The 10,097-nt window shown below is 73.2% G+C and carries 11 protein-coding genes; 6 read left to right on the forward strand and 5 right to left on the reverse strand.

What is annotated here, in order from left to right; genetic code table 11:
* Positions 1-40 precede the first annotated feature (40 nt).
* Positions 41-649: a flavodoxin family protein gene (locus ACJOT3_RS11525; protein WP_406971752.1), complete on the reverse strand. Its 609-nt coding sequence runs from the start codon at positions 647-649 to the stop codon at positions 41-43.
* A gap of 102 nt (positions 650-751) precedes the next feature.
* The gene (locus tag ACJOT3_RS11530) at positions 752-1,804 is read right to left on the reverse strand and encodes a LacI family DNA-binding transcriptional regulator (protein WP_406971754.1); all 1,053 of its coding nucleotides are present in this window, start codon (positions 1,802-1,804) and stop codon (positions 752-754) included.
* A gap of 324 nt (positions 1,805-2,128) precedes the next feature.
* Here ACJOT3_RS11530 and ACJOT3_RS11535 point away from each other — a divergent pair, with 324 nt between their 5' ends.
* The 6 genes from ACJOT3_RS11535 (at position 2,129) to ACJOT3_RS11560 (ending at position 7,852) form a co-directional block, all read left to right on the forward strand.
* Complete coding sequence (locus ACJOT3_RS11535; protein WP_406971756.1) at positions 2,129-3,646, forward strand: sugar ABC transporter ATP-binding protein; 1,518 nt, start codon at positions 2,129-2,131, stop codon at positions 3,644-3,646.
* Positions 3,643-4,692, forward strand: a complete 1,050-nt coding sequence (locus ACJOT3_RS11540; RefSeq protein WP_406971758.1) for an ABC transporter permease — start codon at positions 3,643-3,645, stop codon at positions 4,690-4,692. Before ACJOT3_RS11535 ends, ACJOT3_RS11540 begins: the two co-directional genes overlap by 4 nt.
* The gene (locus ACJOT3_RS11545; RefSeq protein WP_406971760.1) at positions 4,676-5,761 is read left to right on the forward strand and encodes an ABC transporter permease; all 1,086 of its coding nucleotides are present in this window, start codon (positions 4,676-4,678) and stop codon (positions 5,759-5,761) included. Before ACJOT3_RS11540 ends, ACJOT3_RS11545 begins: the two co-directional genes overlap by 17 nt.
* The gene (rhaS, locus tag ACJOT3_RS11550; RefSeq protein WP_406971762.1) at positions 5,758-6,822 is read left to right on the forward strand and encodes a rhamnose ABC transporter substrate-binding protein; all 1,065 of its coding nucleotides are present in this window, start codon (positions 5,758-5,760) and stop codon (positions 6,820-6,822) included. The genes ACJOT3_RS11545 and rhaS overlap by 4 nt, the downstream gene beginning before the upstream one ends.
* A 16-nt stretch (positions 6,823-6,838) precedes the next feature.
* Positions 6,839-7,156: an L-rhamnose mutarotase gene (locus tag ACJOT3_RS11555; RefSeq protein ID WP_406971764.1), complete on the forward strand. Its 318-nt coding sequence runs from the start codon at positions 6,839-6,841 to the stop codon at positions 7,154-7,156.
* Positions 7,157-7,474: 318 nt separating this feature from the next.
* Positions 7,475-7,852 (forward strand): DUF1304 domain-containing protein, encoded by a 378-nt coding sequence (locus ACJOT3_RS11560; RefSeq protein WP_406971766.1) that lies wholly within the window; start codon positions 7,475-7,477, stop codon positions 7,850-7,852.
* 9 nt (positions 7,853-7,861) lie between these two features.
* On the opposite strand, the gene ACJOT3_RS11565 is transcribed toward ACJOT3_RS11560, so the two are convergent.
* From ACJOT3_RS11565 to ACJOT3_RS11575, 3 genes are all read right to left on the reverse strand, one after another.
* Positions 7,862-8,629 (reverse strand): MBL fold metallo-hydrolase, encoded by a 768-nt coding sequence (locus tag ACJOT3_RS11565; RefSeq protein WP_406971768.1) that lies wholly within the window; start codon positions 8,627-8,629, stop codon positions 7,862-7,864.
* Positions 8,630-8,842: 213 nt separating this feature from the next.
* Positions 8,843-9,625 (reverse strand): alpha/beta fold hydrolase, encoded by a 783-nt coding sequence (locus ACJOT3_RS11570; protein ID WP_406971770.1) that lies wholly within the window; start codon positions 9,623-9,625, stop codon positions 8,843-8,845.
* Positions 9,626-9,664: 39 nt separating this feature from the next.
* Positions 9,665-10,097 (reverse strand): ester cyclase (locus tag ACJOT3_RS11575; RefSeq protein ID WP_406971772.1); only part of this gene is annotated, 433 nt, incomplete at its 5' end.

Raw genomic sequence — 10,097 nt, forward strand, 5'->3', positions numbered from 1 at the left:
CCGAGCGCCCCCACCACCGACCCCCGGCCAGGGCGCCGGGTCAGGGCGCCGGGTAGGGGTGCTCGCGCAGCTGCCGGGCGAGGTGGGCCGCGTTGCGGGCCAGCGTGGCCGTCGCGGAGGCGACCGCCTCCGGCGTCTCCTCCAGGTCGATGTAGTCCTTGGGGTTCATCGCCTCGTTGTTCCAGTAGGTGCCGCCCTGGGCCGGGACGGTGAAGCCGATGTCGCCGAGCGCCTGGAACAGGTCCGCGGTGATCTTGTGCGCGCCGTCCTCGTTGCCGACCACCGCCGTCACGGCGACCTTGCCGAACATGCTCGGCCGGCCCTCGTCGTCGGTCTCGGACAGCTCGGCGTTCAGGCGTTCCAGGACGCGCTGGGCGACGCTGGACATGTGGCCGACCCACGTGGGGGTCGCCACCAGCAGGATGTCCGTGTCGAGGACGCGCCGGCGGACGTCCGGCCACGCGTCACCGCCGCCCATGTCGGTCTCCACACCGGGCCGCACGTCGAGGTCGACGACGCGGACGAGGTCGCCGGCGGCACCGTGTCCGGCCAGGGCGTCGAGGACCTGCCGGGCCAGCAGTTCGCTGCTCGAAGGGGCCGGGGAGGGTTTGAGGCTGCACACGAGGGCCAACGCGTTCAAGGAGTCCATACGGAGTGGATACCCAACGCACCGTGTTCATGTGTACGCGGAAGGTGATTTCTCGGGATCGCCGACGGCTCGCGGGCGCCCCCGGGGCGGGGGCCGGAGGGATCAGCCCGCCCGGTGCGCCGCCGTCGACCCCCGCACCACCAGCTCCGGGGTGAACAGCAGCCGCTCGTGCCGGTGCTCCGCGTCGTCCAGCTCCGCGTTGAGCAGCCGCATCGCCGCCCGCCCCAGGTCGTACTTGGGCTGGGCGATCGTGGTCAGCCCCGGATGGATCAGGTCGGCGAAGTCGACGTCGTCGTACCCCATCACCGAGATGTCGTCGGGCACCCGCAGCCCGCGCCGCCCCAGCCCCTTCATCAGCCCCAGGGCCAGCTGGTCGTTGGCGCACAGCACCGCTCCCGGCCGCTGGCGGGGCCCGCCCGCCAGCACCTCGTCCACGGCCTGCTCGCCCTGCCCGGGGTTGAGCTGGCCGCGCTCCACGAGCCGCACCGACGTGTCGGGGTCCATGCCCGCCTCCGCGAACGCCGCCCGCAGCCCCTCGTGGCGCAGCCGCACCTGCTCGATGGTGAACGGCCCCGACAGGAACGTCACCCGCTCGTGCCCCAGTCCGATGAGGTGGCGGCCCGCGATCAGCCCGCCCGCCAGGTTGTCGACGCTGACGCTGCACCCGGTGTCCGCGCCGACGTCGCCCCGGTCCAGGGCCACCCAGGCGGTGCCCTGGCGGCGCAGCCACAGCAGGTCGGACAGGTCGTCGTCGACGGGCATCACCACCGCGCCCGCGGCGCGCTGCTCGGCGAGCAGGCGGATGTTACGGCGCTGGCGTTCGCGCAGCTCGGCGGAGTTGAGCAGCACCACCGCCAGCCCCTGGGTGGCGGCCTCGTCCTCCACCCCGCGCGAGACCTCGGTGAAGAAGGGGTTGGTCACGTCCAGGACCAGCAGCCCCACCGAGCTGCTGCGGCCCGAGCGCAGGCTGCTGCCGGAGGAGTTGCGCACGTAGTCGAGTTCGGTGATCGCCCGCTCCACCCGCTGCCGGGTGTCGGCGGCCACCCGCTCGGGCCGGTTGAGCACGTTGGAGACGGTGCCGGGGGAGACGCCCGCGTGTCTGGCGACCTCGGTGATCCCCACCTTGGGGTGGGAAGGACGGGCACTGCTGGACAAGGGTTCTCCCGGTCGGTCTTCGGGGGCGGGGGCCCTCGCATGGTATCGGCGTGTTCCCGGCCGGTCCGGGCCCGTTCGTGGTCCCATGGTCACACCGGGATTGAAACGTGTCAATGAAACCGCTCCGGAGGGCCGCGGAGCCGTCGGATGACGGGAACGCACCACCACCCGCGCCGACTCCGTTACCCGGTTGACACCTGCGGTTTTCTGGGCGCTCCCCTTGACGGGCCGGTGTGTGCCACTTAACATCCACTTCATATTAAAACGTTTTTGAGGGAGTGTCGGGCCGGACCCGGACCCCTCGCACCGGAGAAGGAGGGCCACGTGGACCCATCGGAGGTCCCCCCGCCCCTCGCGCTGGTCGACGTCACCAAGTCCTTCGGCAGCGTCCGCGCCCTGCGCGGCCTGTCCCTGGAACTGCGCGCGGGAGAGATCCACGCCCTCGTCGGGGAGAACGGGGCGGGCAAGTCCACCCTGGTCAAGACCATCGCGGGCGTGCACCGCCCGGACACCGGGCGGATCCTGACGGACGGGGAGCCCGCGGTCTTCGCCGCCCCCGCCGACGCCCAGCGCGCCGGGGTCGCGGTCATCTACCAGGAGCCCACGCTCTTCCCTGACCTCGGCGTCGCCGAGAACATCTTCATCGGCCGCCAGCCCCGCACCCGCCTGGGCACCATCGACAGGGCGCGCATGCGCGCCGAGACCGCCGAGGCCTTCGCCCGCCTGGGCGTCGACCTCGACCCCGACCGCCCCGCCCGCGGCCTGTCCATCGCCGACCAGCAGCTGGTCGAGATCGCCAAGGCCCTCACCCGGCGGGCGCGCGTGCTCGTCATGGACGAGCCCACCGCCGCCCTGTCCGGGGTCGAGGCCGAGCGCCTGTTCACCGTCGCCCGCACCCTGCGCGACGCCGGGTCGGCGCTGCTGTTCATCTCGCACCGCTTCGACGAGGTGTTCTCGCTGAGCGACCGCATCACCGTCGTCCGCGACGGCGCGTTCGTCTCCTGCGACCCCACCGCCGACCTGGACGTCGACACCGTCGTGCGCCGCATGGTCGGCCGCGAGGTCACCAGCCTCTACCCCAAGGAGGAGGCCGAACACGGCGACACCGTCCTGGAGGTCGAGGGCCTGACCCGCACCGGCGTGTTCGCCGACGTGTCCTTCTCCGTCCGCACCGGCGAGATCGTCGCCCTGGCCGGACTCGTCGGCGCCGGGCGCAGCGAGGTCGTCCGCGCCGTCTTCGGCGTCGACCGCTACGACGCCGGGAGCGTCCGCGTGGCCGGGCGCCCCCTGCCCGCCGGGCGGCCCAAGGCCTCCATCGGCGCCGGCATGGCCCTGGTCCCCGAGGACCGGCGCCACCAGGGCCTGGTCATGGAGGGGTCCATCGGCCGCAACGCCACCTCCACCCGCCGCCGCGTCCTGAGCCGCTTCGGCCTGCTCGGCGCCCGCGCCGAACACGCCGAGGCCCGCGCCTGGGGCGAACGCCTCAGCCTCAAGTACGGCTCCCTCGACGACGCCGTCTCCACCCTCTCCGGCGGCAACCAGCAGAAGGTCGTGCTGGCCAAGTGGCTGTCCACCGAGCCCCGGGTGCTGTTCATCGACGAGCCCACCCGCGGCATCGACGTCGGCACCAAGGCCGAGGTCCACCGCCTGCTGTCCACCCTGGCCGGACAGGGCCTGGCCATCGTCATGGTCTCCAGCGAACTCCCCGAGGTGCTGGGCATGGCCGACCGGGTCCTGGTCATGCACGAGGGCCGCATCACCGCCGAACTCGACCGCGCGCAGGCCGACGAGGAGTCGGTCATGTACGCGGCCACCGGACAGCGACCGAGCGAGGCCGCATGACACACGCACCCGCCACCTCCCCCGAGTCCACGGCCGGGGCGCCGCCCGAGAACAGCGGCCGCCCGGCCCGGACCCGCCGCCAGTTCCGCGAGATCGGCGTGCTCCTGGCCGTCGTCCTGCTCATCGCGGCGACCTGGACGCACAACCCCGGGTTCCTGTCCACGCAGGGCGTGCGCGACCTCTTCCTGGGCGCCACCGTCCTGGTCATCCTCGCCGTCGGCCAGTCCCTGGTGCTCATCACCCGCAACGTCGACCTGTCGGTCGGCTCGGTCCTGGGCCTGTCGGCGTTCGGCACCGCCGCGCTCTTCGCCGCCTTCCCCGGCCTGCCGATCCCCGTCGCGATGCTCGCCGGGGTCGGCATCGGGCTGCTGTGCGGCCTGGCCAACGGCCTGCTGGTGACCACCGTCAAGGTGCCCGCCCTGGTCGTCACCCTGGGCACCCTGTACATCTACCGGGGCCTGGACCACTGGTGGGCGGGCGGCCGCCAGATCAACGCCGCCGACCTGCCCGCCGGGTTCCTCCAGCTGGGCCGCACCGGCCTGTTCGGGGTACCGCTCCCGGCCCTGGCCGCCATCGCCGTCGCGATCGTCATCGGGGTGTACCTGTCCCGGTACAGCAGCGGCCGCGAACTCTACGCCATCGGCTCCAACGCCGAGGCCGCCCGCCTGTCCGGCATCCCCGCCGGGCGCCGCGTGGTGCTGGCCTTCGCCCTCAACGGCGCCCTGGCCGGCCTGGCCGGGGTCCTGTTCACCGCCCGCTACGGCACCGTCGACTCCACCGTCGGCACCGGCATGGAACTCCAGGTGGTGGCCGCGGCCGTGGTCGGCGGCGTCGCCCTCACCGGCGGTGTGGGCACCGTCTTCGGCGCGGTGCTCGGCGGTGTCCTGATGACCACCATCACCGCGGCGCTGCCCATCTGGCAGATCAACCCGTTCTGGCAGCAGGCCGTCGTGGGCGTGCTCATCCTCGCCGCCATCGGCCTGGACCGGCTGCTCGCGCTGCGCACGGCGCGCAGGCTTCGAGGAGGAGGTGCCCGTGGCGCCTGACACCACCATCACCGCCCCCGACCGGGACCGGCTGCGGACCACCGCGCCGCGCTCCCCGCTCCGGTCGGCGCTGTCCACGCAGGGGCTGCCCGTCCTGGGCGCGCTCATCGTCGTCGCGGCCGTCGCGATCACGTTCGTGGACATGTTCGGCACCGCCCGCAACATCAACTTCCTGGTGCTGAGCATCGCCGCGATCGCCATGATCGCCCTGCCGATGACGCTCATCGTCATCACCGGCGAGATCGACCTGTCGGTCGCCAGCACCCTGGCCCTGACCAGCGCCACCCTGGGCGTGCTGTGGGAGGCCGGGACACCGCTGGAGACGGCGATCCCCGTCGCCCTGCTGCTGGGCCTGGCGCTGGGCGCCCTCAACGGGTTCCTCATCACCGTCTGCGGGCTGCCGTCCCTGGCCGTCACCATCGGCACCATGGCCCTGTACCGGGGCCTGGCCTACGTGCTGCTGGGCGACCGGGCCGTCGCCAGCTACCCGCAGGACTGGGTGAGCGGGGTGCGCCAGCCGTTCCTGGGCGTCCAGGGGCTGCCCTGGATCGCCGTCGCGATCCTGGCCATGGCGCTGGTGTTCGCGGTCCTGCTGCACGCCACCGCGTTCGGACGGTCCCTGTACGACATCGGCAACAACGCCGAGGCCGCCCGGTTCACCGGCGTGTCCGTCAAGTGGACCAAGTTCTGGCTCTTCACCCTCAGCGGCGCGGTCGCCTCCGGCGCTGGCGTGCTGTGGACCCTCCAGTACGGCACCTCCCGGGCCGACACCGCCCTGGGCCTGGAACTCCAGGTCGTCGCGGCGGTCCTGCTCGGCGGCGTGTCCATCTTCGGCGGCGTGGGATCGGTGCTGGGCGTCATGTCCGGCGTCCTGATGCTCGGCGTCATCCGCAACGCGCTCCAGCTGTTCGGCATCGGCAGCGACGTGCTCCAGATCGTCACCGGCGCGATCCTCATCGCCTCCGTCGTCACCCCCAACATCGTGGCCCGGGTGCGCTCGGGCCGCACGCCCGCCGCCCCCACCGGAGCCGTGTCCGGTGACCGTCCACTCAACGGAGAAAAGTCATGACACACCGTCCCCGTCACCTCCTCCTGGCGGCCTCCGCGTTCGCCGCCGTCCTGATGACGTCCGCCTGCGGCGGGACCACCATCGACGACGCCCAGGACTCGGGCGGCACCGGCCCCACCGGCACCGCCGACCCCAACGCCGAGATCCCCGAGGGCCTCAAGATCGACTTCCTGCCCAAGCAGCTCAACAACCCCTTCTTCGACATCGTCAACACGGGCGGCACCGAGGCCGTCGAGGAGCTCGGCGGCATCGCCACCGAACGCGGCGGCACCGAGGCCACCGCCGACTCCCAGGTGGAGTACATCAACGCGGCCAGCCAGGCCGGCAGCGACGTCATCGTCATCGCCGCCAACGACCCCGACGCCGTCTGCCCCGCCCTCAACGAGGCGCGCGACAACGGGGCCGCCATCGTCGGCTACGACTCCAACGCCAACTGCACCGACGTGTTCGTCAACCAGTCCACCACCGAGCTCATCGGCCGCACCCTGGTCGAGATGATCGCCGAGGACCTGGGCGGGGAGGGCACGTTCGCGGTCCTGTCGGCCACCCCCAACGCCACCAACCAGAACGCGTGGATCGCGGTCATGGAGGAGGTCCTGGCCGAGGACGAGTACGCCGACCTGGAACTGGTCGACGTGGTCTACGGCAACGACGACGACCTGCAGTCCTTCCAGGAGATGCAGGGCCTCATCCAGGCCCACCCCGACCTGGACGGCGTGGTGTCCCCGACCACCGTCGGCCTGGCCGCGGCCGCCCGCTACATCAGCGACTCCGAGTACCAGGGCGAGTTCGCCGTCACCGGCCTGGGCACCCCCAACCAGATGAGCGAGTTCGTGCACGACGGCACGGTGAACCGGTTCGCGCTGTGGAACCCGCAGGACCTGGGCTACCTGGCCGGGTACACCGGCGCGGCCCTCAAGGCCGGGCAGATCACCGGCGCGGCGGGGGAGACCTTCACCGCCGGGCGGCTGGGCGAGTTCACGTTCGAGACCGACGGCGAGATCGTCCTCGGCCCGCCGCAGGTCTTCGACGCCGACAACGTCGACGACTTCGACTTCTAGCGGGGGAGGACCGACCGTGCAACGGATCTGCTTCGTCCTGAAGGTCCGCGAGGACCGGTTGCGGGAGTACGAGGAACGGCACGCCGCCGTCTGGCCCGAGATGCGCGAGGCGCTGACCGAGGCCGGGTGGGGGAACTACTCCCTGTTCTCCGCGGGGGACGGCACGATCATCGGCTACCTGGAGACCGAGGACTTCGACCGGGCCCGCGAGCTGATGGCCCGCACCGGGGTCAACGCCCGCTGGCAGGCCGAGATGGCGCCGTTCTTCGAGGGGCTGGACGCCGCCCCGGACGCGAGCATGGTGCCGTTGCGGGAGGTCTTCCACCTGCCCTGACCCCGCGGGAGCACACGGCGCGGCGGCCACCGTCCACGGCCGCTGCGCCGTTGTGCGTCCGGGCGGTCCGGCAGCCGTCGGCCCCGGCGGGCACCGGCCGCCGTGCCGCCGCGCGCCCCGGCCCGGGTCGGCGCCGGGCAGGTCGGCCGGACACGTCCCCGGCACACGGACCGGCGGCCCCGGGCCGGGGGGTGCGAACACACCGGCGGTATCCACGGGTGTCTCCTGGGGGCACGGGACGGCGGAGGTGACATCCTGGGGCGGACAGGTCCTCGGCCCGCCCCAGGGCGTTCCGGGAACATCCGACCGGAGGGTCCCGTGCACATCGTCACCGTCGTCCTGGCCGCCGTCGCCGCGCTGATCCACGTGTACATCTTCGTCCTGGAGTCGTTCCGGTGGACCGCGCCGTCCACCCGCCGGACGTTCGGGATCTCCGCGGAGGTCGCCGAGACCACCCGCGAACTCGCCTACAACCAGGGCTTCTACAACCTGTTCCTGGCCGTGATCACGGCCGCGGGCCTGCTGCTGTGGGGGCCGGTCCCGGCCGCCGGGATCGCGCTGATCCTGGCCGGGACCGGCTCCATGACCGCCGCCGCGCTGGTCCTGGTCACCCGCGACCCCGCCAAGATGCGCGCCGCCATGGTCCAGGGGACCGCGCCCGCCCTGGCGGTGGTCTCCGCCCTGCTCACCCTGTGAGCAGGGGCGTCACCACACGCGGGAGGCGTTCAGGCGCGCCTGCTCCACCGCTTTCCGCGGCGTGCCCCGCCAGGCGGGGCCGTGCCCGGGCAGCAGGTGGTCGGCGTCCAGCTCCGCCAGGATGCTCCACGAATCCATCATCCGGCCGCGGTCGTGGTGGAACATCGACACCAGCGGCTGGGGCCCCTCGAAGGCCGTGAGCGGCTGACCCGTCCCCAGCGCGTCGCCCGTCACCAGCACCCCGCGTTCGGGCAGGTGGTAGCAGGTGTGGCCGGAGGTGTGCCCGGGTGTCTCCACGGGCACGGGGCTGCCCGGCAGGTCCAGCGCACCCTCCACGGGGAACGGCGTCGCCGCCTCCAGGCGGTGCGCGCCCAGGGCGCCCGCGGCGACGATGTGCAGCGCCCACGGCAGCACCCGGGGCCGCCACACGTTGGCCAGGACCTGCCCGGGGGTCGCCTGCTCCAGGAAGTCGCGGTGGGCGTGGGCGGTCTCGGTCGCGCCCGTGTGGACCGGGGTCCCGTACCGGGCGGCGAACCGGCCCAGGGACCCGATGTGGTCCACGTGGGCGTGCGTCACCAGCACCGCCGCCACGTCCTCGGGGCGGCGGCCGATCTCCCGGATCGACGCCTCCACGGCGTCGGCGTGCGCCGGGTAGCCGCCGTCGATCAGGGTGAGGGCGTCGCCCTCACCGACGAGGATCCAGTTGACGGACCCGGCGTCCACCAGGTGGACGTCCTCGGCGACGGGGGTGACGCGGAAGTGAGGGGTGCGACTCATGGTGTGCGACTTTCTCTCAGGCTCTCAGGGGAGGGTGTCCCTCCCAGGGGTACGGGCCCGCGGCCGGACCGGTGCGCTGTGGGCGGTGTACCCGCGTTCTATCAGGCCCGGTACCGCGGCCGGGCCGATGCCGGAGGAGGCCCTCGTGACGGGGGTGGCCGGTGCGTCCATGATCCTTCTCCCCGCGTGTTGGTGTGCCGGTGCGGTGTCGTGTCACTCGTGGGCGGGGACCGGCTCCGGGGCCGGGGCGGTGAAGTCCACGATGGCCCGCCCCACCTCGGCCGCCCGTTCGTGGGCGAGCCCGTGGCCCCCGTCCAGCCCGAGCGTCCGCGCCGAGGGCACGGCCTCGGCGAGGACACGGGAGTGGGCCGGGTGGACGAACTGGTCGCGGGCCCCGTGGACGACCAGCAGCGGAACCGGCAGCCGTGGGAGGTACGGGCCCGCGTCGATGGTGCGGGCCAGGGCGATCTGCTCGCGGATCCCGGGCATGCGGGACCGGCCCAGGTGGTCGGCCATCGCCCGGAGCGCCTCATCGGGGGTGCCGGCGAAGACCTCGTCCGTCATGCCCAGGATCAGCAGCAGCGTTCCGACCGCGGCCGGGTCCCGGTCCAGCAGGTCGTCCCACAGCGCGAGCCGGGCGTCCAGGCCGGGACGGGCGCGGGAGTAGCCGCACACGCTCACCACGTGGGTGACCCGGTCGGGGTGCAGCGCCGCGGTGACCAGGGCGATCGGGGCGCCCAGGGACGCCCCGGCGAGGGCGAAGCGCTCGTGTCCGGCGGCGCGTGCGGCGTCGACCAGCGCCGCCGCCAGGGCGGCCGGGTCGATCGGGGCGTCCAGGGGTGTGCGGGTGCCGGGAAGCTCGGGGAGGATGAGCGTCCGCTCCTCCGCCAGGGCCTCCAGGGTGGCGCCCCACGTCTCCCGGGCCGTGCTGTTGGTCCCGGGCAGGAGCATCAGCGCGGGGCCCGCGCCCGCCGTCTCGTGGTCGAGCCGTTCCATGCGGTCGTCCGTTCTTCTCGTTCTCGGAGTGTTCGGGGTTCAGGGGTGTGCGGGCAGGCGGACCGCGCCGAGCCGGAGCATCATGCCGAGGATGTCCTCGCCGAACCAGGCCTCGGCGATGCGGCCGTCGCGGACGCGGTAGATGCCGATGCCGGGCCGTTCGGCGCGCCGCCCGGTGGCGGGGACGCCCATGAACGGGCCGGTCTGCGTCCCGGAGCCGGTGAAGCGCAGCACCACCGTGTCCCCGGCGGCGATCGTGTCGTGCACGGTCAGGCGCATGTCGGTGAACGCTCCGCCGACCGCGGCCCGCAGCGACGCCTTGTAGGCGTCGACGCCCTCGACGTCGCCGCCGCTGCCCGCGTGCCGGCGCAGGCCGGGCGCCCACAGGTCGTCGATCGCGTCGATGTCCCCGCCGTTGACGACCTCGTCGATGAAGCGGTGGACGACGTCCTCGGGTTTCTCCCCGGCCATG

Source organism: Nocardiopsis protaetiae (genome assembly GCF_045446735.1).
Classification (GTDB): Bacteria; Actinomycetota; Actinomycetes; order Streptosporangiales; family Streptosporangiaceae; genus Nocardiopsis; species Nocardiopsis protaetiae.